Genomic DNA, 23,247 nt, shown 5'->3' on the forward strand with positions numbered 1-23,247 from the left:
TCAGATCACCACTTGAACGCGCTGTTGGGCAGGGCGCGGTTCGGCGCCTTGCTTCCGCCCAGCCCTGCCGACACGGCGTTCGACACGCCGTCGGCCAGGGTTGTTCCGGCGCCGACATAGCCCATGATGTTTGCGGTCGATCCGGCGCGGCGCTTGGCCTTCGCGCTCATGCGCAGGGCGCCAGACTGATTGGTGAAACCGACCCGTTCCACATTCTCATCACGGACGGCCTGACGTGCCAGCTCCTTCTCAATGGCGATGCCGCTTGGACTATCCAGAGACAGGCCGCGCGCGGCGCGACTGGCCATGAAGGCGGCCATGTTGGCGTTCAGCTCCTCGCGGCGGCGCTCGCTGCTCTGAAGCGCCTGCAGGTCCACGCCCTTGGCCTGTGCCTCCAGCATGACGCCTTCAGTCTTTAGGGCCTTGGCCTGGGCGCGACCGCTCATGATCTGGGTTGCGGCCGAGAGGCCTGGCGCTGCATCGCCCATCAGCTTGTCACTTCCATGGTGATAGTCCGCACCTCCAGCGGGCCGCCGACGTGCTGCTCAATCGTGAAGGTTGGGTATTTTGCGCGGCCCAGCGGACGGAAACGACGCACGCCCGTCGTAGGCGTCACCTCGCCGCCAATCACGCCTGACCAGCCGGACGGATCGCGCCCGTTGCCCTTGAAGCCGACGGATTCTATGACATCGACATCGACACGCGTGATCTTGTAATTGGGTCGCAGCCCCATCTGCTGATCGATAGGTGGCACACCCTCGACAATCAGGGGGAAGTCCAGGCCCACACGCACGGCGCCGAAGCTGTCATCTACGCCGATCAGGCGTCCGTCAGGTCCGACCTCAAACTCGCCCAGCTTGGACGGGCCAGACCAGACGCCGATGGTGTGGCCGGCATAGAGCGGAACAGGCGTGTTGAGGTCGGGCAGAGCCACCATGCCGTCAGCCCACGCCGTCTCGTCGAAACGCTCCAGGCGGAACTTGCGAACACCGTCGACGACGCGCTCGGCCACAACGAACAACTGCCCGTCCGCGACGACCAGCGATCTCCAAGATCCCGCCGTGTGCCACAGGCTCCAGGCTGAGAACTGCGCGCTGCGGCGATAGGTCAGCACGGCCATCTGTCCGTCATCGCGCAATACCGGAACCAGACGGTCACTCTCTGTGCCCGCCGCCAGCAGCTCAAGCTCAATCGGCGTTCCCATCAGGTGGAAGGCCAATTCCGACAGGTCGGCAATCTCCCACGAGCGACGCACGTTGCCGGTCGGCAGGCAGATCATGGTGCGGCCGCTGTCGCGCTCGATGAACATCATGCCCTCGCTGACCAGCAGCGGTTGCGGCGAGGCGGCGGACTCGGGGCCGATCTTCAGCAGTTCGAAGTTGGTGGGTGACAGGGGGGCAGCGACCTGCTCCGGCACGTAATAGACCCCCGCTTCGGTGAAGAGTAGAAGCTGCTCAGTCGATCCGAAGTGACGCAGTCCAAGGCTCGTTTCTCGACCCACGCGCTCGATGATGGCGTCAGTCTCAAGGCCGGTGCCGGTGCTGAAGTCCTCGATGTCTCCGGTCGCGCTGGCGGCCATGACATTTTGCGCGGCGTCGAAATCACCCAGCATCAGACGATTGCGGTGCAGCGCGGTCGATCCGGGATAGCCACGCGCGCCACCGATCAGAGCCTCATCCCAATCCACGGTTGGCGCTGGCGTGGCGAAGTTGGTTACCGCGCTCATCTTGGAGCGGGCCGTGGGTCCAACCAACGCCTCAGTCGCGTCGAACAGGGTGAACCCGTCGATCATCTGGATCTGAAGTGTGGTGGCGCTTGGCACAGCCGACACAACGCCGTTGATCTGCGTATCCTCGCCCTTGACCTGCTGCCCGATAATGAAGCCGTCAGACGACGCCAGGGTCACGGTTACGGTTGGGTAGAGGGCACCGATGACGTTGCCGGTCGCCGCTGTCGGGCTGCTGACGCCCGCGATCTGGATCTCCACGCCCGTGTACCGAATGCGCGTTCCGACATGGCTCGGCAGGAAGAAGTCTGCACTTGTCGCCAGATTGATCGCGCCACTGTAGCCCGACGGCGACAGGCTGATCCCGCGCGCGGCGTAGCGCCAATAGGGTTGGAGCCGCGAACCATTCAGCCCATCAGCGAAGGCCAGCGGCGCAATAGCCCAGGTCGAGCCGGTCAGGGTCAGTATCTGCGGTTGGAACGACCGCGCCGCAACGACGACCTTTCCGTCCTCGATGGCGATCTGCATCGTGAACAGGTCAGCCTCACGCCATGGCACAGCAGTAGCAATTACCTGCTGCACGGCGCCATCCAGACCGCGCACTTCGAACCGACCATCGCCAAACACCAGCAGACGCGCATCGCTGCGTCCGATGCCGTAGGTTTCCAAACGCGATACGCCGTTCAGACCGGCGACATCGGCGGTCCCCCAGCGGCGCTTGAAGCCGCCTCCAGCCATGTTCAGGGCATTGCGAAACCGGCGCGCACCCTCATTGCGAACCTGCAGGTCGGTGCGCAGCAGGTATTCCTCGGCAAGCTCACCGGCCGCCATGCTGGTGATGAATGGAAAACGGCGCGCCATCAGCAACGTCCACGACGACGCCGCCACGCTTCTGCCAGCGGAGCCGAGGTCAGAACATCGACGCCCGGCTCCTGCCGCTTGTCGCGCAGAATGGCGTCACGCATCTTCTGGTCGGCGTCTCGTTCCTTCAGCCGTGCGTCTTGTGGCTTGTCACACAACGCCTCAAGGAACAGGGCCTGCAGACGCGTGACGATGGCCTCGGACAGGTCGCCCGGCCAGACAGACTCATGCGCGCGCACGTTGGCGACGACCTGTAACGTGGCGCCCTCGTAGCGATCCCGCGTCAGGATGCGACCGCTCTCGATGGCATAGTCACCAGATCGCAGGCGCTGCCCCCGATACATCAGATACTGGATATTGATGACCTCGGACGGCGCGACCCAGGCGTGGCGATACGGACCCAATTCGACTGCTGACTGATAGGTTACCGGCAGGGTCTGCTTGGCGAAGGTCCAGGCATGACGCGTGAAGGCGGCGCGGACGATGCCCTCATAGTTGCTGTTCGCCACACGCGCGGCGCTGTCGTCGCCGTCCAGCGACGGCAACTCCTCCTCACCGATGCGGTGCAGTGCGGCCTGAATGACCTCGATAGGTGCGGCATAGGCGGGCATTGCGCCAGATTGAGCGGCGCAGGGAAGTCCTCAACGCACGGGCCTTGGCGTAAGTGCGAGGCGGGGGTATGGAGCGTGCAGGTCGGTGGCGCAGACCGGATTACCTACGCATGGCCGCGCTTAAGCCTGACTATCATATGCCCCAGACGCCTCGCGGACTGGCCCGGCAAGGCGCCCGGCTCAAGATCATGTGCTCTTCGGCGACCTGCACCCACGAAACCAGCTTCTCAGCGCATGAGCTGATCCGAAAAGGATACGGCGACATTCATATGAGCGCCATCGAGCGGCGCCTGTTCTGCGCCAGGTGCAAGGCCGTGAAGCCCGTCGTGCAGATTGATCTGGCGTAGCAAAACGCCCCCGGCGTGAACCCCGACCGCTATCCATGCACAGACCTCAGGTGCATCTGAGGATCGATCGACAGATCGAATTACGGTCGGAGCTGGACGAATTATGAGTCGGTCTGGCTTGGGATGCAAGGCCGTAGAAACGAAAAAGGCCCCGCCGAAACGGGGCCAGTTCCAGGAGGGTAGGGTAGGGATTACTTCTTGGAGCCCGCTTCCTTCAGCGCGTCACGCTCAGCGGTGACGGCTTCCAGACTGGTCTTCAGTTCAGCGTTCTCCGCATCACGAAGCTCTGCCAGTTCGCCCGCTTCCTTCAGCGCGGCCTCCAGTTCGGCCACGCGAGGGTCGGGACCGGCAGCGGGCGCAGGCTTGGTTACGGCCTTGTCGCGCTTGGCGACAGCAGCCTCAGCGGCCTTGTCCAGCGGATGCCAGAAGGTGCCGGGGATGGCGTCGGATTCGAACTCCTGACCGGTTTCGATCAGGCCGTCCTTCAGCGCCAGACGGGCGAGGGCTTGATATCGTGCCATGTGCGCGCCCCCTACAGCGGATTCTTCTGGACGGCAGCGACGATGCCTGCCGTGATCTTGCCCGCCGTACCCGCGCCAGCGACGGTGAAGTTCAGGCGCGAGTAGCGTTTGCGCGCCTTGTACGGGATCTGATCGATGGCGAACTGGAAGCCGGGCTTCAGGTCGGCAACCGGAACCGCGCCGGACGACACGACGGTGTCGACGCCCGAGCCGAAGTTTTCCGCATCGCTGGTCTGATAGCTGACCTGAACAGTCGTGGCGCCAGCAAAGGCCTCCACGACCTGGACCAGCAGCGGCACTTCTGGGCCAACGCCCAGATCGCGCGTCAGGGGAACAGACGAACCGTAGGGAATGCCAGCCGCCAGATGGTCGATCACATTGGTGGACGCGGCGGTCGCTGTGACCGCCTGCGCCGCTGAATACTGAAGGGTCTTGTCGAAGATCATGGTGATGCGCTCCTTAGGCCACAGCGGCTTCGGTGTTCAGCAGGGCGTCGGTTTCGCGGATCGGGATGCCGCGATAGGTCATCACCTCCTGACCGGCGATTTCCATCGGGGTCAGGCGGACGAAGTTGTCCGATGCGCCCTTGTTCTGCGCCAGGGCCTCCAGGGCCTCAAGCACATCGCGGTTGCAGTAGATGGCCTGACGCGGCGCGGCCTCGCCGTCCGGCAGATTGGCGCCGGGGCGCGCAACGCGGCGGGACTGCAGCTTGTAGTAGGCTGAGCGCAGGAACTTGTAGAGGTCGACATTGCCCGCCTGCATAGCGGCGACATCGATGTTGGCGACGCGGGAGTTATAGCGCCAGTCACCGACCGACAGGCCCAGGTGCCAGCGAAAGGTTTCCTCCAGCACATAGTAGGGGTTGCCCGCCGCGTCCGTGACGCGTTGGCGGCCGTTGTCTTTGCGCTGCAGGCCGCCCGGCGCATCGGCAGGATGGATCAGCGACGTGAAGCGGTCACCCCAGGTCACAGCCCAGATCGAGGTGTTGTTCGATCCGGTCCCGCCAGCATTGACGACGTTCTTGTTCGCCAGCGAGTTATAGCGCGCTCCCAGACCCTTGAACTTCTCAGGCGTGGTGGCGGTGTCGTGGTAGAAGATGCCGGTCGCGGCCTCCTGCGACATGGCCTCCAGCACGCCAGAGGCTTCGTTCAGGCGAAGCTGATTAACCTTGGCCGCCTCGATGTCGAGCATGCGCTCGTCAACGGCAGACATCTGCTCGATCCAGCCGGTTGTATCCTCGACCGACTGGGTGTGGCCCTTGGACTGCGGCACGCCCTGGTAAAGCGCGCCCCACGAAACCGAGGGCAGGCCGGTGCGGATCGAATGGCGGTGCTTGTTGCCGTTGTTGCAGGGAATGACCCAGGCGTCATCTAGAACCGGGTTGGTCTGCGACAGCACTTCCAGCACCGCGCCCTCTGGCGTGGTCCGCAGCGTGTCGATCAGATTCAGATAGGAGTTGCCGATGGTGGCCATGTGTCAGTGATCCTCAGCCGTAGAGACGGGTCGCTAGATCCGGCAAGGCCGGGGCGGGTTGGGGGGCGGCCGAAAGCGCTGGGCCGGACAGTTTTGAGACGAGCTGTTCCAGGGCGATCACGCCCTCTGCGTCGCCCATGTTTCGGCGCAGAGCGTCAGCGCCCGGTGCGCCGATGGCGGCTGTGACAGCGGAGTGAATGGCGGCGGTGCGGGCCGCATGGGACGAACCTAGCTTGGCCTGCTCAGCCGCGATGAAATCGTTCTGCGCCTGGGCGGCGGCGATCTCTTGGGCGGCATAGACGCCCAGAATTTCGGACACGGCCTCCTGCGGCATGCCCAGCTTGTGCATCACCGGCAGCATGGCGGCCGCCAACGGATCGGCGGCGTCGAACTCGACAGGCTTCCCGTCCAGACCGACGATGGGCTCGGCTAGGGTCAGGGTGTATTTGTCGGGACTCTCGGGAACGCCTGCACGACGTGCGGCGTCCGCAGCTTCCAGCTCAGCGAGGCGCGAATAGGCTTCCGGCTTGATGCCCGTCGCCTCATCCCAGAACGCATCAGGCAGAGCGTCGGGGCGGGCCGGGGCCGCAGGCTCAGGAGCGGCCATCACAGCGGCTGGTGCGACCGGAACTGCGGTCGTCGGCGCTGGCGCCGGGGTGGGTTCTACAGGGGCGGTTGCGTCCGTCATGGTCGCGACGTTGCGGCGCGCGACCCATGCCCTCAACGCACGGTCATTCTGGCGCTATGGACCTCAGAACACCGTTCATGAAGCGTCGTGCGCCCTCGGCCTCCCGCAGCGTTTCGTTGCTGGAATTCAGAGGGGTGACGGCGTTGGCGCGCTCCAGAAGCCAGCCCATCACCCTCAGGCCATCATGTCCGCTGAACAGGCGACGCGCTGTTTGCTCGATCTTTTCGTCAACATCGCCAGCGATGGATTTCGACGGTTGAGCGCGTAACGATGCAAAGGTTCGCTTAGGCTGTTGCACCATCTGGCATCCCTCCCTGTGCCGCAGCCGCCATGGCAGCTTCCTGCGCGATCTGCTCTGGCGACTTCATGACGATGTGCCGCTCCTTCGCCGTGGCGATCAGGTTTTCCATTGTCGCGGTTGCGTCGATCTGGACACCGACCTGCAGCGCGGCGCCGATGTTGGATGCCATAGCCAGGACCTGCCCCGTCAGGTTCATGTCCTCCAGATCCTTCGCCTTGGACAACGGACTGATCGGACGCACGTTCACGACCTGACCGCCCTTCAGCTTGACCTCCGGCAGGACGCCGCGCTGCGCCAGAATCCAGGCCACGCGCTCGATGATCGGCAACACCCATTCACGGACGCAGCGGTCACGGGGCAGTTCCTTGCGCCGCGTGTTCCAGGCCTTCTCGTCCATCCACTGGCCCAGCGTCGGCGGTGTATCGCCGGGCTGCTCGGGACGATCCTGATAGGCGGCGCGCTTGATCTCCTTGCGCATCTCGTCCTCTTTGAAGAACGAGGCGTCGAAGCGCGCTTCCGGCATGAAGGGCTCGGGCGGTTTCGATCCCGGCGCGCGGGCGTAGGCCTTGCCCGCCTCTATGCCGCCTTCGAAGTTGGCCAGTCCGTCCTCTTCATAGGAGAACGGCGCGTCAATGCTGTTGCCCAGACCCTTGAGATTCAAATAGCCAAGCTCGTCCAGAACCCGCGCGCGCGGCGTTGCTTTCTTGAACGGACCCGGCCCCCATGCGCTGTCGGCCTGTTGACGAAACCTGCAGGCGATGACCGCGCATGATCCGGCGCCCTCGAACACCTTGTGAAACCGCTGCTTGTTGCCGACCATGATGCGATAGTTCCAGCGCTCGACGCCGGGCGTGCTGTAGTCGCGGTCGCAGCCCTCGACGACGGCCTGCTTGCGGTTCGCCTGGTTGCTGGTCGGCATAGGGAACTCAGACGGAAGCGCCACTCCCCAGAGCATGTGCTGCTCGGCAGGCGTCAGAGACATCTCCCGCCATTTGCCGGTCACGCTGCCATCGGGCCCCCGCTCCATCAATAGGTCGGGTATCTCGATGGGCTGGAAGTGCAGGGGATTAAGCGCTCCCATGTCGCTGACTGCCAGCGCCATGGCTGATACGCCCCAGAATGCGAAGCATTCCTGGGCTGCGTCCCAATAGTTCGACCGCTCAATCTCAGCGAATATCGTGTCGCCAATCGCCTTGAGTTGCGGCGCGATCTCGCGGCGCTGCCCCTCGCTCAGGCTCTCGGCAGGTTCAAACATCACCCAGCGCTCATGACGGGGGGTGAAGGTCGAGATCATGTCAGAGGCGAAATCCTCAGCTACGATCTCCAGCGTATTGTCGAACTGATCGTCCTGCTCCTCGATCTTCTGCGCGGCGTTCGATGAGTTGGTGCTTCGGGATTGAGCGTCCGCAATCCGCCGATAGGTCGGAAGGGCCAGGCGCAGCGTCTCGTCAATCCACACCTGATGGCGGGCGCGGTCCTGCCGGGCCAGTGTAACGCGCGCCAGAACCTTCTTGGCGTCATCCATCAGTAGAGGACCAAGTCTGGACGGGTAAGTCCACCGCCGCCGCCACGTCCACCCCCAAACTGCGCGCCGCCAGATCCTCCACCTCCAGAAGAGCCGGTGGACTGTGATGGGGTTGAGCCACCACCAAAGATCGGGACCGATCCGCCCGAAGATACCTTCCCGAAACGACGGATGCGGCGGGTCGTGGCGCCCGTCAGATAGGCCTGCGTTTCTTCGGTGCGTGCGACTTCAGCGCGCCGCTGCTCACGCTCGCGCGCCTCGACAACGGCGGGATCTTCTTGCTGCGGTTTAGGGCTTCTCATTCGGCTGGCTCTCAAACGCAGGACGCGCACCTTGAGCGAGCAAGTCACGGCATAGGGCTTGAGGCCTCAACGCACGGGTTCTGACGCCTACGAGGTGCGCCACAGCGGGCGTGCACCAGAAGCCGAAACGGAAGGCGGGGCGGCTGGCGTCTCGCACCTTGAAAGCCAGCAGGGTGCGGCTGGCAGGCAGGGCATCAACCCAGGCGTCCATCTGCGCCGAAGACAGGGCGCGAAGGTGGGTCTGCTTCAGCGTTACATCATACAGCAGCCAGACGGACTGCTCCGCGTCGTACGCAAAGGCGACGACATGCCGAAAGCCTGGACGACACAGGCGCCACCACCAATGCGGCTGCTCGCCGTCATAGAAGGCGACATACCATTCGCCAATCGGAGCGATCTCGCGATCAATCATGACCGCGACCGAAACACGGACTTACGGCCACGGTCGAACACGCGGGCATGCACCTTGGTCTGGACGGCGGCCGTGTTCCGTCCCGCACCGAACAGCAGGTTGCCGCCCTCGCCCATGCCCAGCACCATGTAGCCGAGGGCCTCGCAGGGGTGGCTGTAGGCGTTCTTGACGATATCGCCGGAGACGAACTGACCTGCAGAGGTGTTGGTGACCTTGAACTGATAGCCGCCACCGAGGCCCTGTTCCAGCATCCGGCAGTTGGGGTCGATCAGGAATGCCTGATACCCATCAACCTGACGGGTCAGGATGTTGTCGATCACCTCTTTCCGACCACCCTTGCCGGCAAATCGGTTGGCGCCGGGCGCGCGGCGCACAGGCATTCCGTGCTGTCGGAAGATGTCGAAGGCCGTCTTCTCCTCGGCCTGTCCTCGAATGTCGCCGCCAGGGTCACCAAAGAACTTAACGCGGGCCGGGTCGACATCAGGAAAACGACGCAGCAACTCGGCCTTGACGAAGGGGGCGAAAGTCACGGCTCCCACGTCCTCGGCGTACAGTTCCGCCAGCGCGAAGATGCGGCCCCGCACCGTCTGGCCGAAGACGGCGGCAGGCGTCAGGCCGAAGTCAAGACCGACGTACAGGTCCAGGTCCGGCTGATATTTCAGAGACGAGGACGCGACGTGGCTGTTACGCTCCGTCGATGCGCGGAACAGTGGGTGCACGGCCTTGCCGCGCATGATCGAGGCGGCGATGTTGCGGCAGTTCGCGTCGATCCACTGGCGCGTCACGCCGTGAATCTTCTTCGGATAATAGTCAGGCCTCAGCCAGCGCAGGTTCTCGGCGTTCGGATTGACACAATACTCAACCTCGTCGCCCGGATTTAATGGTTCAAGGCCGTGCGCCCGCAGATCGTCATCCAGCACCAGCAGCGCGGGGGGCTGAACGAACAGGTTCCAGCCGGGCGGCCTCTTGTGCTTCTGTACATCGTCAGGCGTGAAGTGGTCGGGGACGGGGGCCTTGCCGAACATGATCGGCGCCCAATGCAGGCTCTCCGGCGCGTTCATGTCCGCGATGCCGCCAGACCAGTTGCAGCCGCCGTTCTTGACCGACGGATAACGTCCGCAGCGCGAAAGCCCCTCTGAAACCAGCAGTAGGCTGATGTACTGAAGCTCGTTGAAATAGATGCCAGTAAGCTGCAGCGAGCGCAGCTTCTTCACATCGTCTTCCTTGTCCAGCGCCAGGAAGATGAACTCGGCTTCGATGTCGCCATAGCTCATGTGGTAGGTGAACGGCGGCGACCAGCTCATTTCTCCGAACCCGCCGTCCGCCTCCTTCCCCTCGGGGAACAGGTTGCAGAATGACGGAATCGTGGTCGTCTTCAGCTCAGGGAAGGTCGAGCGGACAATGGCCCACCGGCTTCGACGGCGACGATCACGCTGTGGCGGCTGGGCGCTACAGTGCATGAACAGCCGCATGATCGCGGCGTCCGTCTTGCCCGAGCCAATCGGCCCCTGGATGATGTCGAAATCACCCGATGAGTGCATGAACGCCGTGAGAATTTTCCCATCGGGTTCAAAGACTATCGGCTCTTTCGGAGGTGCTGGCGGGGCTTTACGGGCCATGCGCCAAAGAGAGGCGAGGCCCGGTTACGCCTCAACGCACGGGGGGCTCAGATGATGTGAGGGTGTGGGGGTGGCTATCACGCAGCCATAGACAGGAAGGCCTGAGCGACCGGCAAGGCGAGGCCGTTGGCGATGACGTCGTGCCCGTCCTGCGAAGGGTGAACATCAGAAGCCGTGCCGTAAGAGGCTGAGAAATCCGACCCGGCGGCATAAATCCCGAGCGCGTGGAAGTCGACGAACCGGACCCGAGCCTGATCGGCCGACGCCACAGCAGCAACACCGGCAGCGATGGCAGACGTGTAGGTTCCGGTGGCATCGACAAACGGGCCGACGACGACAATGCGAAGATAGGGCAGCGCCTCGAGAAGCTCGGCGAGCCTCGCCGTCACCTCAGCGGTCAGGCTTGCAAGGTTGACTTCGTTGCTAGCATCGTTCGTACCGAGCGCGATCACCAGCATGTCGGGCGCTTCGGCGATTATGGCCGCAACATCCAGTGAGAACGGCGTCGTGGCCAACCAGCCCCGACCTGAAGTGCCAAACGGTACTGACCGATCCCAGGCCCCCAACTTCCATGCGACCTGTTGCGCCCAGATGCCGCCGGCGTAATCGGCCAGCTGGTACTCGGTGATGCTGTCGCCAGCGAACAGCAGCTTCGCGCCAGTCAGTTCAGCGGGAGTGACCGAGGCGTCCGCGTCCACGTTTATCTCACCCAGCATCGTGCCGTAGTCGGCGATGATGTCGATGCGCCGGGTCTTCTTGGTGGTGTTGACGCGGTTCCAATAGACCAGCAGCACAGCCCCTGTTCCCGACCCACCTGTCACCGCGACCGTGTTGTTAGGCACCACGCTGTAGGCGCCGGAATCGGTGACGGCGAGGCTGATTATCGCTCCCGAGCCGTTGACCGCTCCGACCCGCACCTGAGCAGGCGAGGTGAACGTCCCGCCCGTCAAAGTCAGCACGTCGCCGACGACGTAGCCCGATCCGGACGGAGTGCCGATGTTGGCGCGACCACAGCGAAACGAGACGAGGTTCGCGCCGAAATCGCATAGAAACCGATGGCGAGCCGTCGCGCTACTGGCCTTATTGGTCAGGCCCGGCAGGAACTGATCCCATGGCGTTTTAGTCACCAGCTCTCCATCGACCAGGATCGAGAAACCGCGCGTGGAGCCCGACACTCGGGCACCGCGAATATCGAACCGGCGGCCCGTCAGCTTGAAGCTGATATGGGCGCCTGCACGCTCTGGAGCGTTGAACGCAGTGTCGCCGCTGTACTGAGTCCAGGTGCCAGACCGAGAGATCAGCAGGCTATCCTTGCTGATGGTGTTCGGCGTCGGGATGGTGCTGGCCCCGCCCACCGCGCTCATGTTCATGGTTGGCGGAGACGCCATGACGGGCGGCAGTGCCTGCAAGCCGGAGAAGCGCTTGGCCCAGCGATGGAAGGGAAGATCCTTCAGGCCGTCAGCCAAGGCCAAGGCCTTATCGCCGGGGGCTTTGACGTTGACGACATCGGCGCCGGTGAAAGCCATGATCAGTTCTCCAGTACGAGCAGGTCGTCGTTCAGCCCGATGGGCTGGCCGTCGAGCATGAGGATGCCGTCGATGATCTCCACCACACCCGTCGCAGGGGCGAGCCTGAAATCCGGTCGCTCATTCGCCCCTACAGCCACCACGCGGAAATCAGGCAGGCGTACGCCGATGACTTCGGCATAGGTGAAATCCGGGCGCGGGGATGCGTCCGGATCCACCAGCAGCACGCGGTAGTCCGGGCGCGGAGATGCGTTCTCAGCAACAAACGTGATGTTGAAATCAGGGAGCGCCATTTGAGGCGAGTAGGCGGATAGCGGCTGATGACCTCAACGCACGGGTTAGTGGCGGACGGAGACAACGTCTCCGCCAGACTTGCAGTCCAGCGTCATGGCGGCGCGAACCGCCTCCTCAGCGGTCGCTCCTACGGCCATGGCTCCAGCCGCGAACTCACCCCCGGAGCCCATCGCATAGTACGGAACATCCAAACGTATCAGACCAGCATCATTGATGAGAAAACAGGCGTCAGGCGTGGCGATGAAGCCCCAGTAGGACAGATCGGGATTGTTGGCGCTAGGCGTTGGAGGCGGAGCGCCAATGCAACCAGCCGAAACCCAGGAGCGAAAGTCCCGGCACATGGCTGCCGTTCCAGAGGCGGCGGCAAGCACCCGGCCCCGCTTGACGACCTTCACCTGACGGCCTTCGATCTGATCATGCAGGGTCATACGCGTGTCAGCCGCCAGCACGCCATCCCGATAAGCAATCGTCGTCACACCAGCATCTCCGGCGTCACCGTAACGCTGCCGACCTGCCCCCATCGCGCATGATAGGTGTAGGCGGTCGCCTGCCGCTCGCTCATCCACCCGCCGCGCGCCGCGTAGGCATCTCTGGCCGCCAGGGTCGAATGCTGGACCACCTTCATGCCGGAATGCTCCTTCACCTCTTCATGGTGCCGGTGGCCGCAATGGGCGTACCTCTTGGTCGTCGCGCCCCACTCGCGCGGGTATTGCGCCGCGAACAACAGGGGCAGGGCTTCGTTCTTTTTCAGATGTCCGTGGTGGAAGGCCAACATGACCTCACCATGCAGGTGGACATAGTAGGGCAACTCCGAGTCGATCACCTTCACGCGGGGCTCGCTCTCGTACAGGGCGGCGAACATGAGGCGCAGCCAAACCGATGAGGCCAGATCGTGATTGCCCTCCGCCATGACGACGAACACCGTCTGGTGCTTGGCCAACGCCATGTCGATCACCCGGCGCAGGATGCGGATCGCCGCGCCGACCATCTTGGAGAACCGACCGTCCTGATCCAACACGTGGCCCGAGGTCGGCGTTACCGGTAGAAGGCCATCACTATGCAGCCAGTCGCCCAACTGGTTGACGACGCAGGTCGTCGCGGCGGGAGAGGACAGGACCATCTGCTCAAAGCAGCCGGTCAGGGTCTGCTCTGCGATGTTGAGATCCCAATCTGCGCCGCCCTCCTTGCGCCAGGCCAGCATCCCAACATGACTGTCGGTCAGGGTGTAGAGATTGCACAGGTGGTCCGCTGTGGCGCCGGGGGCGGGCAGGGGTGGCGCGCGCGGAACATCGTCCGTCATCGCCGCGATGGCCTCACGGATCAGCTCAAGGCGCCGGTCGTCGTCCAGTTTGGTCTTGACCCATTGCAGCTTCACCTCGCCATCCGCGCCGTACAGGGTCGAATGCCCCTTGGCGACCATGGGCGAGGGGATGGCGTGGTTCAGGTCGTAGTCGGGCGCATAACCCTGCACCGTGGCCAGCGCCTTTACGCGCGCGACCGTCTGCTGAAACCCGCCACGGCGTTGTCCAAGCTTCCGTGCGGCCGCTGAGACGTTTCCGTCCGTGTCGATCAGCGCCTGAATGACGGCTCGCTGGCTGTCGCTCTCGCAATAGTGCAGCAGTTCGGCGCGGGGCGTCGCGTCCGGCTTGAACGACAAGCTCATGTAGGCCACCCGCAAAGGGCTACGCCCGTCGCATTGTGGGATTTCACCTCCCGTATCGTCTGGTCAGTGTCGCGCGATGACCATGAGATTGGCTTGGCGATCCGGCAGTAGGTGTCTGCGCCGCGCTCAGGCTCAGTCGCGACGGAACCCGTCCGACTGGCGCAGGCGCTCAGGATCAGAATCACGGACGGCAGCGTCAACGCGTGCAACATCCGCCCGTCGAACCGCATGGTCCGCATCGGCTCGTTCCTTTTCGATGATGGTGGTCGAGCCGTCTGAGCGGCCCTTTCTGTAGATGAACAGCAAGGCGATTGCCGCGATGCCGGAAAGCAGGCCCTTGGTTCCGAAGGTGCGGAACAGCACGACCAACAGGGTGATGACCGCGATGGCGCCGATGATGAACTTGGCGTGGTCGAGGAGCGCGGTCACGAGAGCGGATCCGCCGAAACGCCTTGGCCACAGGTTACAGGCCATGGGCCTCCAGGATAGTAAGGCCTCTGGAAATCGTAGCGCGGCATGGGAGGTGGCTGGGTCAGATAGTTGGGTCCAGCCTGAAGCGCCACGTTTTCGCGACGGACAGAAAAGACGCGTTCTAGCTCTTCGCGAAAAATGCGGCGGACGTCTTCTTCGGTCATCAAACCCCACCTCCCACCTTCAGCTGCCGCCGTCCGGTCAGAACCAGGCCAGCAGCCAGCAGCACGACGACAAAGGCGGCGAGCGCCCAGGGGTTGGTGACACCTTCCAGCACAGGCTTGAGGACAGCAGCCGCGCCGCCGATTCCACCCAGTCCAGCCAGCACGCCGCCGATGGCCGTCTTGTCCGTCTTCAGGTCCGCACCGTCAGGCTTGGCGGCCTCAACGATGGCGGACGGAACGGGCAGCTTGGTCACCTCAGCAGCGGCGCGACCGTTTCCAGAAAGCACAACCTTCGCCGCCTCCTTCCGCGCCGCGATCAGCGAGTCGAGGAAGTTGCGGTAATAGCCAGCGATCAGCGAGGCCTTGTCCGTGCCGTTGACGATACGGCGGGCGCCCTCGGGGTCTTCGGTCGTGGCATTGAAATAGCGGTCCAGATCGTGGCCCGGAGCGAACAGGCCCTGACGCATCCCAACAACGATAGACCGGGCGCTGATCTCAGGGTCCAGCAACAGTCCGGGGTTGGCGATCAGGTCCAGTCCAAGGGCCGTGCTCATTCGGTGATAGTTTTGTTTATGGGTGACCTGCACGTCGCCGCGCCCGAACCATCCGTCGCGCCAGTAGGGCTTCGAAACCTTCAGCGCGCCAGAGGCATAGGCCGCGTCGAGACGGCGGATGGCCTGCGCGCCGCTCGTGGCGAATGTCTCGCGCACCGGCTGCATCCTGCCGCCCGTTTCGCGGAAGTCCGTCGCCAGCAGGTAGGCCAACTGTCGGTCGTCATCGACGCCGTGTTCGTCCCAGGCTGCAATCAGGCGTTCGACGCCTTGAACCTGATCCTTCGTCAGCCTGCCGCCGAACGGCGCGTTACGGAGGAAGGCGAATAGGGTTGCGTGGTCGCGGGTCACTCCGGCGCCCTCCGGCGTTGGCTAGGGCGTAGCGCGCTCGCCAACTCTTGAATGGATGCAGTCAGGAACTTCACCTGCTCCTGCAGGCGGATCACCTCGTCGCGCGTGGCGTCGTGGCCCGCCTCCTTGGCCTTCAGCGCATTCACACGGCCCTCCAGCCTGACAAGCCATGTCACAGCGGCGATCCCTGCCAGGGCGAGCGTGATGAAGTGCTGGGGTTCGAGGTTCACGAACACACCCAGCGCGTATCGATCTCTCGACCTACAATTGTCTCAGTCGCCAGGGTCTGGTTCGCGCGTGTCATCCGCGCATAGCGCCCGCCAGCACCGTCACGCTCAACGCACGGGATCATTCCTCCGGTTCCTCGGCAGGAGGCTCCGGCTGGGGGGCGGGCTGAAGCATCGCTTCAACCTGCTTGACCATGCGGGCCATGCGCTGCATGTCGTCGGAGCGAACGGGCAGGGGTGCTGGGATGCTACGGCGGACGGTCGGGGGCATTAGGTTTCCGGCGCCTTTCGGGCCGAGCCGATGGCGGCGAAGACCGCAAGGAACACCATCACCGCCACGCCAAAGCTTCCGGTCACATCGCCCGCAAGAAGGCCCGCGATTGAGGCAGCAAATGACCTTCGCATCACACCACTCCCGCCATAATGCGCTCCAACTCCTCAACCGTCCTCGGACTGTCGGTGCGGTCGATGATGGTCTGGATGACGGCGCGGGTGATGTGGTGGTTGCGCGTGTCGTAGCTGTGAACGCTGCGTATCTTGAATTCTTCAGGTGTGTGCTCACCGACAGCATCAGCACACGCCTGCAACAGCAGCCCTGTCTTCTCCGGCTCGGTCAGGGCTTCGCGGATCGTGGACTCGGCAATCATGGCAGTTTCTCCAGTTGCGAAAAATTCTCAGAAAGGGTTCTGGACTCGAAAATTCCGTGTCGGATACCCCACGGTTCAGACCGGACCGGCGATTTACCCCCACCCCCGGCGTCCTCGACCTGGCTGGGATTTCGGCCGGATCGGACGGCGGCTGGCAGGCGGGGCTTGGCAAACGAGCGTTCTCCGTCAGACGCCCATTTACCGACGGCACTAGGGGCGTCATTCATCGTCATCGTCCTCGAAATCAGCCCGTCTGACTCGCTCAGAGTCTGACGATGGAAGGCTAAGTGGCTGATATGGTTCGGCTTCGATGACACCCGGCAACCGATTGTTTGTCGGTTGCCCTCCCAAATGCACCTCTTTCGTGATGATCTGGACGAGCTGACGGGCCTGCTCGGGCATGGCTGCACGGGCGTCCTTGTCCGCGTCGATGAAGACCTTGGCGGCCTTGAGGCGCACATCCTCAGACATGCCTCGGCGCTGCAGATCGGCCGCCGTGAGCCAAGCCTGCTCTGTTTCAGAGGCCAACCACGCGCGCTTGACATCGGCCCTGAACGCTTTGACGTGCGGCTTGATTAGGGCTTTGGCTAAGCTTTCGGTCTTGTAGCCTGTGCGTTTGGCGGCATCCGCAACTGTCAGGCCCTCATGAACGATGAGCGTGATCGCGGTGCGCAGAGCGGGGCTTACACGGCCCTTGCGGATCATGGCGCCGTCGCGATCATACAGGCCGTGGTCGCCAGTGGACATCAGGCGGCGTCCTTGTGCAGTTCAGCGCGACGAGGGGCGGGTACAGCTCCGATGTCCTGGGCCTGTTGAACCGGCATGAGGACGAGGGCGAGGCCGAGGCTCTCAAGCCATACGTCGCCCATCATCGAGATCGAGATGCGGCCGGAGAAGGCGGCGGTCGAGTTGTCGGGATCATCGGACGAGCAGGGGGTGATGACGAAGCCCGCCTTTCCAGACGGCTTGTCGCCATGCTCCAGCTTTGAGGTGTACCGATCCGACCACCCCGCATGAGCATCGAGGTCTTCGCAGGTCATAGCCTGGGCCATGCGATGCGACCGAAGCAGGGCGGCTATGTCGGCGCGACTGTGAACGATGGTCGGCGCGGTTACAGCACGTGCGTCACGCCATGCTGCCCGGCCCATGCCGATGACTGGCTGTTCGGAGTGTGAGGCGACGTCCTGCTGCACTTCTTCGGTCCCCGCAGAGAGGGCCGGTCCGAAATGAGGTGCGCCAACACCCTGTCGTTATGCGTGACGATGCTTAAGGCGCGGCTAACGATAGGGCCGAAAAGGGGTCGAAAACCGAGCGAGAGGGGATGACCCCCTATGTATATGTCTCCATATTGATAAACGATATGTATCTACGATACCCCCCCCACATCCCACTCGCTCGATAATTGGGGTATAAAGTATTGATATATATAAGGAACCGAGTGGGATTTTAACCATCCCACTCGAATCCCGCTTGCCCCGTTTTTGACCTGTTCAGGTCGAGTGGGATGGTCGAGTGGGGATGACAAAATCCCACTTGCATTAAGTGTTTGGTAAGCGGGTGGGAGGGGTGAACTGGGGTGGACGAACAACGAAAAAGGGGCCGGATTCTCATCCAGCCCCCTCTGCATGCGTCCGTATGAAGTGGCCCTACACCGCCACCCTGTACCACTTCACCTTATGCCCGCCTGATGGCGGCTGACGGTCCTCTCGCTCCAGATCGCCCCCATCGACAAGGCCGTCCAGCATCTCCTTGAGGTCTTTGGAGCGCATGCGGTTCTTGAGGGCCTGGGCGATGTCGCGATAGGCCATCCAGCTCCGGCCGCGCAGAACACGCATGATGCGCTGCGCCTCGCCCTGATGCTGCGTCTCGGCCATGTAGCTGCCCGCCATCGACAACACCTGCTGGGCCGACCACATGGCCAGATCGGCGCCCCAATCCATGTCCTCCAGCGTGACGACGGGATTGGCCGGATTGATGCCGATGGCGCGAATGACCGCCAGGCGCTGCGCCATCTCGGCCGTGCGGGTGAAGAACACCTGATCGTGGTCCATGCGTCCGATGCGCTCCGACAGGGCCATATAGGCCTTGTGGGCATGGCCTCCGGCGCCGTCCTGCCATGGAACGATGATCATGGGCGCATCGGCTGACATGCTGTGGCTGGTGGCGCGGGTGAGGGGATTGCCGGAGTTATAGATCGCCGTCATCCCCTCGGTGATCGAGGCCGGAACCTCCATCTTGTCCGCCAGCGGCTCGCGCTCCTCGACCCGCAACAAGGTCGGAATGATAAGGAAGCGGTTCAGGAAGCCGTTGAACACGTCGCCGCCCTCCAGGTTCTCGAAGAACTCCTCGTGCGTGGACACGCCGTACAGGCTCAACGCCGGGCTATGGACCGGCTCTCCCACGCGTCCCGCCCACTCCGGCATCGCCATGGTGTCGAAGCTGGATCCCCATGCCGACCGCAGGATGCCGGTAATGGCCCGCTCGTGCGTCGATGCCTTGCGCCCATTGATCCTGCCAAGGAACGACCCGAACTCGTCAATGCAGGTCAGGGTCAGCGGCTGACGGGTCAGGCGGCTGATGACGGCGGACAGGGACATGAATCCGCCCGGACCGTAGTGGTGCCCCATGCTGCAGGCGTGAAGCACCCGCCCCACGCACTTCAACGGATGATCCTTCGCAGCTCCCGACGGCGCCAGAAACAGGCCGTACAGATGGGTGCCGGTCAGGGTCGGCCCGGCGAACTTGCGACCGGCAGCGGTGCCGATCAGCTCCAGGGCAGCCAGCAGGGCCCCGCCCCGCTGCGGCTTGCGGGCAGAGTCCGAGATCCAGTCTGTTAGCGCGCCCACAAGGCCGGGGACGCGGGTCAAGTGGTCGGGCAGCTCGTGGTCTGCACTCGAAACGCCCTTTCGAGTGTTTTCGAGTTCGGCGCCGCCCTCGAATCCAGCATCGGCGGGCTTTTGGGGCTCAAAAGGTGGCGAAATGGACGATTTGGGCGCCAGCGAGGCCGAAGCTTGCTTAGGGCGCAGCGGCTCGGGCAGATCGTCGTCGCTGATACCCTGCTGGACCTCGGTTAAACCGAGGCCCAGATCAATCACCACCCCGTCTTCCTTCAGCCCCAGCCGCTCACGCAACCAGTCCGTTGCAGCGGGCTCTTCCACGTCGAGCGCCGCCATCACAAGATCGATGGCGCTGTAGGTGTGGTTGGTGCCGAAGTCCTTGATGCCGTCGCGCTGGATCGACAGGTTCAGCTTGCGCTCTGGGATCGGCCGACCGGTACATGACGCGCGCCACGTCGCGACCGCCTCGTATCCGCCGCGCGCCGAACGACAGCCGTAGAGGTCCAGTGCTGGAACCCATGCCGACAGGTTGTCCAGAGCCGCCGTCTTCGTCTCTGACCAGATGTCGTCGGGGTCGATATCAGGCGGCGCGGCCTTGCGCGGCCTGTTTGTGACGGACGACGTGCGTTCACGCGACCACCCGCATTGCTCCAGCGCCTCTTCCAGCGCCTCCATGTCCTCGTCAGTGAGAACCGGAAGCTCCTTGGCGGCGACCGGACCGCGCGTCCAACTGTAGGGCTGGCGCGTGTCGGGGTGGATCGACGGCGGACAAACGGTCTGGCGCGTGTCGAAGCCGGTCAGGACATCGAGCAGGCGACCATCTGGTCCGTCATACTGCGCCGTCTTCCGCGTCTTCGGCGCCAGATAGAACCGGCTCTCGCCTTTCTGGCCGCGCTTGACCATGGGCGAGGCCGGAGCGACCGCCAGCAGGGAGGTGAGGGCGTCAGGATCGGTCGCGTCGAAGTCCAGCACGACGACGTGCAGGTCCTTGCCGACCTGAGAGCCGCAGACGATGCCGATGTTTGCGCCGGGCGCGGCGAGGGCGACTTTCAGTTCGATGCCTGACAGTGTTTCGTCGCGGAATCGTTGCCATTTCGACATCCCCTGCCAGGCGCCGGATCGGTACGTGCCCGGACATTTTCCCCGGCCATTGTGGGGCGTGTAGTCGTAGGCGATCAGCGGTATTGGGTTAAAGCCGAGAGCGACAAGCTGCTCGTGGGCTGAGGCGAAGGGGGTCATGCAGGTTCAATCACCCTCACACCAGAGCCGCGCGCCAACGCGACCATGTTCGCCGTTCCGCGTCCGCCTGGAAAGGCGACGACCAGATCAGGACGACCCTCACGCAACATCTGCTCGTTGCGGATCGGACCGGCAGCACGACCATGCTTGCGCCAGTCGGCTGGATACGATTCCACGGGAATCAGCTCGCGCGCTGCATACCGTGCCGCAAAAGCGTCTGCACCGGACGCCGCTCCGTGGATCACGCACGTAAACGGCCCATACTGCTCGTTTATGGCCGACATCTGCAGGGAGAAGGAGCGTTCGTCGCTGTAGTCGCGACCGCCACAAATCAGGACCCTCACCCCTCACCCCCGAGCGGCACGGTCAGCGCAGCGACGATCCGGTCACCCGCCGCCTTGTTCGCCTCGTTGACGATGATCAGGCAGGTAGTCAGCCACTCGTCGGGCGTGATTTTGTCGAACGCAGAACCCTTGCCGATGCTGTCGAGGTGCTGGCCCGCGATGGCGCCCGCGCGGCGAACGTCGTCGCGTGTCATGTAGGGGGTCATGTCTCGAACCTCGCAGCCCAGGCCGCCTCAAGCGTCGCGAAGGGCCCTGACTGATAATGGCGAACGACCGGACCGCGCGACCCGATGTCAGTGTCGGTGGAGCGGAACCAGAACCCGCCGTTGCGATAGATGAATCGGACGCGGGTCATGCTGGCTCCTTTTGTGGGGCGCGGCGCGGCTCTTCAAAGTCGGTGGCGGTTTCCAGCCATGCGCTCAGGTCGCGGCGCTGGACCTTGCGGAACTGGCAGGCCGCGTAGAAGCCGTCCACGCTGGGCAGGTTGTGGAACCCCGCCAGCCTGACGACGGCGATCCCGCACATGAAGGACACCGCCTCAGCCCGATAGATCGCCCCTATTCTGAGTTGCCTAATCCCTCGCGGCGTCAGGTGCGCATATTCGGGCGGCATCCCAACACACACCAAATCATCGCCCGGTTTGAAGTCGCACATCACTGCACCCCCTCGATCTTTCCAGCTTCCAGCCGGACGCGCTTGCCCTCGGGCAGCGCCTCGTAATGTTTGACCTGCACGGGCGGCCCGTTGTCGGGCTTGACCCAATGAACGAAGGCCTTGTCACGGTTCTGAAAGCCGCTTTGCACGGTCGCGTTGAACGGGATCATGCGGCCCCTCCTACGATGGCGCTCAACCGCTCGCGCAGGTCGGGCGTCAGGCTGTAGGCGCTGGTTCCGTAAGCGCAGGTGATGTCGCCCGGCATCCGGGACATGGCCAGACGACCACGCAGCTTGCAGATCTGCACATGAACGATCTTCGGCGTGGGGCCGCTGCCGTCAGGCCGTTCGAACACCTGCGTGTAGATGGTGTCCTTCGGCACGGCGTAGGGGCGCTTGAACAGCAGCGTCAAAATGCCTGCCATCTGCTCGGACAGGTTCAGGGCGCCGCGCAAACGATCACGCTCGGCAACTGTGCCGGTGAACTGCGCCAGCTTGTCACGCAGGGTCTGGTTTTCGTTTTCGAGTCTCTCTTCGCGGGTCATGCTGCTTGCTCCTCATGAGGAATACGGGCGCCCTTCGCGAGATTATCTCGCGCCCAGAGCGGCTGCAGATTGGTGTAATGGAAGCATCGGCGTTGCTGCGCCGGGTCGGTCAGATCAAATGCCGCGCAAGGCATGATGTGATCGACATGCCAGAGGCTGCTGTTGCTCCACGACATACCGTCGCTGAACTGATTTTCGATGTGGGAGAACAACTGCTGTCTCGAGCATCCGGTCAGATCCCAGAATCGATTTGATCGGTTTGCATGAGACAGAGCTGAGCGAATGCGCCGTCTCAGTCGTGCGACTAAAGCGTACTCGGGATCTATTTTTCTGCGATTCGTCACGTAGATGGTCGAGCGCTCGCGAAGTCGATCTGCGTTCTCGTCTTTCCATTTCTGATAGTAAGTACGAGCTTCTTCGCGGTGCTGTTCTCGATATTTCTTTGCGCGATCTTTGTTCGCTGAGCGATAGGATGCGTCATAAAGTCTTGTGCATACCTTACACTTAGGGCGCAGTCCGTTTTGGCCGAGCTTATGCTTTCCAAAATCAGAAGACTGCTTTTCCTTTCCGCATTCTGTGCATTTACGCATCACGCAGCCTCGCTTTCATCATGAGCAAATCTTCTGCCCACGAGATCAAACCACTTGCCGTTTTTGCGGACTTGAACGTGGGTCGGCTGGACCAACTCTGCCCATCGGTTCAGCGCCTCTTCGACGCACTCAGGCACGGGCAGGGCGCCGCCGTGGCGTTTCCACCAGGCTTCCGCCCGGTATCTGCCGGGCCCGCCGTGTTCGAACAGCACCCATTCCTGGTAGGACATCAGCCCCGCCGCATAGGTGACGCGCAAACTGTCCTTCGATCCCTGTTTCTGGTGACGACGCGCCGTCCACGTCACGACGGCGATCTCCTCCGGCGCCTGTTTCTTCAGGTCGCGCGACAGGATGGCCACGTCATCGGCCTCAGCCTCATGACGCGCACGATCCATTGACCACTCATGGCCGCAAACGATGCAGGTGCGTGCGTTGAGGGCGGCCAGCGTCTTGCAGTTCGGGCATTCCTTGGCGCGGATGTCGGAGACTTTCGCCGCGTCAGGCGCACCTTTCTTGCCGGGCCGTCGGTCGATGGTGATCGTGTCAACGGGGCCGAGACGCCGCGCTGTGCCAGTGAAGTCCAGCACCAGGCAGTCGTCCTTGCCCTCGGCCTTGCGGGTGCCGCGCCCCATCATCTGGACATAGAGGCCCGGCGACAGGGTGGGGCGAAGCAGGGCGATCAGGTCGGTGGCTGGAGCATCGAAACCTGTCGTCAGGACGTTACAATTGCTGAGGCAACGCAGCCGACCGGCCTTGAAG

31 protein-coding genes are annotated in these 23,247 nt (G+C 63.3%); 1 reads left to right on the forward strand and 30 read right to left on the reverse strand.

Annotated features, from left to right (window positions below; translation table 11 throughout):
* Positions 1–5: 5 nt before the first annotated feature.
* From QZ281_RS13865 to QZ281_RS13875, 3 genes are read right to left on the reverse strand one after another with little or no spacing between them, the layout of a single operon-like run.
* Positions 6–488 (reverse strand): hypothetical protein, encoded by a 483-nt coding sequence (locus QZ281_RS13865; RefSeq protein WP_292229315.1) that lies wholly within the window; start codon positions 486–488, stop codon positions 6–8.
* Positions 488–2,587 (reverse strand): hypothetical protein, encoded by a 2,100-nt coding sequence (locus tag QZ281_RS13870; RefSeq protein ID WP_292229317.1) that lies wholly within the window; start codon positions 2,585–2,587, stop codon positions 488–490. The genes QZ281_RS13865 and QZ281_RS13870 overlap by 1 nt, the downstream gene beginning before the upstream one ends.
* Entirely contained in the window at positions 2,587–3,198 is a 612-nt protein-coding gene (locus tag QZ281_RS13875) for a hypothetical protein (RefSeq protein WP_292229319.1), read from the reverse strand. The genes QZ281_RS13870 and QZ281_RS13875 overlap by 1 nt, the downstream gene beginning before the upstream one ends.
* Before the next feature lie 110 nt (positions 3,199–3,308).
* Between QZ281_RS13875 and QZ281_RS13880 the strand changes: the two genes are divergently transcribed.
* Positions 3,309–3,545 (forward strand): hypothetical protein, encoded by a 237-nt coding sequence (locus tag QZ281_RS13880; protein ID WP_292229321.1) that lies wholly within the window; start codon positions 3,309–3,311, stop codon positions 3,543–3,545.
* Positions 3,546–3,736: 191 nt separating this feature from the next.
* Here QZ281_RS13880 and QZ281_RS13885 read toward each other — a convergent pair whose 3' ends face one another.
* The 27 genes from QZ281_RS13885 to QZ281_RS14015 form a co-directional block, all read right to left on the reverse strand.
* Entirely contained in the window at positions 3,737–4,066 is a 330-nt protein-coding gene (locus QZ281_RS13885) for a hypothetical protein (protein WP_292229323.1), read from the reverse strand.
* An 11-nt stretch (positions 4,067–4,077) separates the two neighbouring features.
* The gene (locus tag QZ281_RS13890) at positions 4,078–4,512 is read right to left on the reverse strand and encodes a Bbp16 family capsid cement protein (protein WP_292229325.1); all 435 of its coding nucleotides are present in this window, start codon (positions 4,510–4,512) and stop codon (positions 4,078–4,080) included.
* A gap of 13 nt (positions 4,513–4,525) precedes the next feature.
* The gene (locus tag QZ281_RS13895) at positions 4,526–5,539 is read right to left on the reverse strand and encodes a major capsid protein (protein WP_292229327.1); all 1,014 of its coding nucleotides are present in this window, start codon (positions 5,537–5,539) and stop codon (positions 4,526–4,528) included.
* A gap of 13 nt (positions 5,540–5,552) precedes the next feature.
* Entirely contained in the window at positions 5,553–6,146 is a 594-nt protein-coding gene (locus QZ281_RS13900; protein WP_292229328.1) for a hypothetical protein, read from the reverse strand.
* A 365-nt stretch (positions 6,147–6,511) separates the two neighbouring features.
* Positions 6,512–8,053, reverse strand: coding sequence for a portal protein (locus tag QZ281_RS13905; RefSeq protein WP_292229330.1), 1,542 nt, complete (start codon positions 8,051–8,053; stop codon positions 6,512–6,514).
* A 288-nt stretch (positions 8,054–8,341) separates the two neighbouring features.
* Positions 8,342–8,767, reverse strand: a complete 426-nt coding sequence (locus tag QZ281_RS13910) for a hypothetical protein (RefSeq protein ID WP_292229332.1) — start codon at positions 8,765–8,767, stop codon at positions 8,342–8,344.
* Positions 8,764–10,308 (reverse strand): hypothetical protein, encoded by a 1,545-nt coding sequence (locus QZ281_RS13915; RefSeq protein ID WP_292229334.1) that lies wholly within the window; start codon positions 10,306–10,308, stop codon positions 8,764–8,766. The genes QZ281_RS13910 and QZ281_RS13915 overlap by 4 nt, the downstream gene beginning before the upstream one ends.
* Before the next feature lie 155 nt (positions 10,309–10,463).
* Positions 10,464–11,912, reverse strand: coding sequence for an SGNH/GDSL hydrolase family protein (locus tag QZ281_RS13920; protein ID WP_292229336.1), 1,449 nt, complete (start codon positions 11,910–11,912; stop codon positions 10,464–10,466).
* Between the two features lie 2 nt (positions 11,913–11,914).
* Positions 11,915–12,205 (reverse strand): hypothetical protein, encoded by a 291-nt coding sequence (locus tag QZ281_RS13925; protein WP_292229338.1) that lies wholly within the window; start codon positions 12,203–12,205, stop codon positions 11,915–11,917.
* Positions 12,206–12,250: 45 nt separating this feature from the next.
* Complete coding sequence (locus tag QZ281_RS13930) at positions 12,251–12,682, reverse strand: hypothetical protein (protein WP_292229340.1); 432 nt, start codon at positions 12,680–12,682, stop codon at positions 12,251–12,253.
* Positions 12,679–13,869, reverse strand: coding sequence for a hypothetical protein (locus QZ281_RS13935; protein ID WP_292229341.1), 1,191 nt, complete (start codon positions 13,867–13,869; stop codon positions 12,679–12,681). The genes QZ281_RS13930 and QZ281_RS13935 overlap by 4 nt, the downstream gene beginning before the upstream one ends.
* Positions 13,870–14,001: 132 nt before the next feature.
* Positions 14,002–14,298 (reverse strand): hypothetical protein, encoded by a 297-nt coding sequence (locus QZ281_RS13940; protein WP_292229343.1) that lies wholly within the window; start codon positions 14,296–14,298, stop codon positions 14,002–14,004.
* 205 nt (positions 14,299–14,503) lie between these two features.
* Positions 14,504–15,406 (reverse strand): glycoside hydrolase family 19 protein, encoded by a 903-nt coding sequence (locus QZ281_RS13945; RefSeq protein WP_292229345.1) that lies wholly within the window; start codon positions 15,404–15,406, stop codon positions 14,504–14,506.
* Complete coding sequence (locus tag QZ281_RS13950; RefSeq protein WP_292229347.1) at positions 15,403–15,636, reverse strand: hypothetical protein; 234 nt, start codon at positions 15,634–15,636, stop codon at positions 15,403–15,405. The genes QZ281_RS13945 and QZ281_RS13950 overlap by 4 nt, the downstream gene beginning before the upstream one ends.
* Positions 15,637–15,903: 267 nt before the next feature.
* Positions 15,904–16,038, reverse strand: coding sequence for a hypothetical protein (locus QZ281_RS13955; protein WP_292229349.1), 135 nt, complete (start codon positions 16,036–16,038; stop codon positions 15,904–15,906).
* The gene (locus QZ281_RS13960; RefSeq protein WP_292229350.1) at positions 16,038–16,280 is read right to left on the reverse strand and encodes a hypothetical protein; all 243 of its coding nucleotides are present in this window, start codon (positions 16,278–16,280) and stop codon (positions 16,038–16,040) included. The genes QZ281_RS13955 and QZ281_RS13960 overlap by 1 nt, the downstream gene beginning before the upstream one ends.
* Positions 16,281–16,499: 219 nt before the next feature.
* Positions 16,500–17,027, reverse strand: a complete 528-nt coding sequence (locus QZ281_RS13965; RefSeq protein WP_292229352.1) for a hypothetical protein — start codon at positions 17,025–17,027, stop codon at positions 16,500–16,502.
* The gene (locus QZ281_RS13970; protein ID WP_292229354.1) at positions 17,027–17,332 is read right to left on the reverse strand and encodes a hypothetical protein; all 306 of its coding nucleotides are present in this window, start codon (positions 17,330–17,332) and stop codon (positions 17,027–17,029) included. Before QZ281_RS13970 ends, QZ281_RS13965 begins: the two co-directional genes overlap by 1 nt.
* Positions 17,333–17,926: 594 nt before the next feature.
* Positions 17,927–20,356, reverse strand: coding sequence for a bifunctional DNA primase/polymerase (locus QZ281_RS13975; protein ID WP_292229356.1), 2,430 nt, complete (start codon positions 20,354–20,356; stop codon positions 17,927–17,929).
* A complete protein-coding gene (locus tag QZ281_RS13980; RefSeq protein ID WP_292229357.1) occupies positions 20,353–20,700 on the reverse strand; it encodes an SLOG family protein in 348 nt (115 codons plus the stop codon). The genes QZ281_RS13975 and QZ281_RS13980 overlap by 4 nt, the downstream gene beginning before the upstream one ends.
* Positions 20,697–20,906: a hypothetical protein gene (locus QZ281_RS13985; RefSeq protein WP_292229359.1), complete on the reverse strand. Its 210-nt coding sequence runs from the start codon at positions 20,904–20,906 to the stop codon at positions 20,697–20,699. The genes QZ281_RS13980 and QZ281_RS13985 overlap by 4 nt, the downstream gene beginning before the upstream one ends.
* Positions 20,903–21,055: a hypothetical protein gene (locus QZ281_RS13990; RefSeq protein WP_292229361.1), complete on the reverse strand. Its 153-nt coding sequence runs from the start codon at positions 21,053–21,055 to the stop codon at positions 20,903–20,905. The genes QZ281_RS13985 and QZ281_RS13990 overlap by 4 nt, the downstream gene beginning before the upstream one ends.
* The gene (locus QZ281_RS13995) at positions 21,052–21,225 is read right to left on the reverse strand and encodes a hypothetical protein (protein ID WP_292229363.1); all 174 of its coding nucleotides are present in this window, start codon (positions 21,223–21,225) and stop codon (positions 21,052–21,054) included. Before QZ281_RS13995 ends, QZ281_RS13990 begins: the two co-directional genes overlap by 4 nt.
* Before the next feature lie 128 nt (positions 21,226–21,353).
* Positions 21,354–21,524 carry a hypothetical protein gene (locus tag QZ281_RS14000; protein ID WP_292229365.1) on the reverse strand — a complete coding sequence of 57 codons (171 nt, stop codon included), beginning with the start codon at positions 21,522–21,524 and terminating at the stop codon, positions 21,354–21,356.
* A complete protein-coding gene (locus QZ281_RS14005) occupies positions 21,521–21,898 on the reverse strand; it encodes a hypothetical protein (RefSeq protein WP_292229367.1) in 378 nt (125 codons plus the stop codon). Before QZ281_RS14005 ends, QZ281_RS14000 begins: the two co-directional genes overlap by 4 nt.
* Positions 21,895–22,488 (reverse strand): hypothetical protein, encoded by a 594-nt coding sequence (locus tag QZ281_RS14010; RefSeq protein WP_292229369.1) that lies wholly within the window; start codon positions 22,486–22,488, stop codon positions 21,895–21,897. The genes QZ281_RS14005 and QZ281_RS14010 overlap by 4 nt, the downstream gene beginning before the upstream one ends.
* Positions 22,488–23,247: helicase-related protein (locus QZ281_RS14015; RefSeq protein WP_292229371.1), on the reverse strand; the 760-nt coding region annotated here is incomplete at its 5' end. The genes QZ281_RS14015 and QZ281_RS14010, both read right to left, overlap by 1 nt.

This window comes from Brevundimonas sp. (assembly GCF_018608325.1).
Taxonomy (GTDB): Bacteria; Pseudomonadota; Alphaproteobacteria; order Caulobacterales; family Caulobacteraceae; genus Brevundimonas.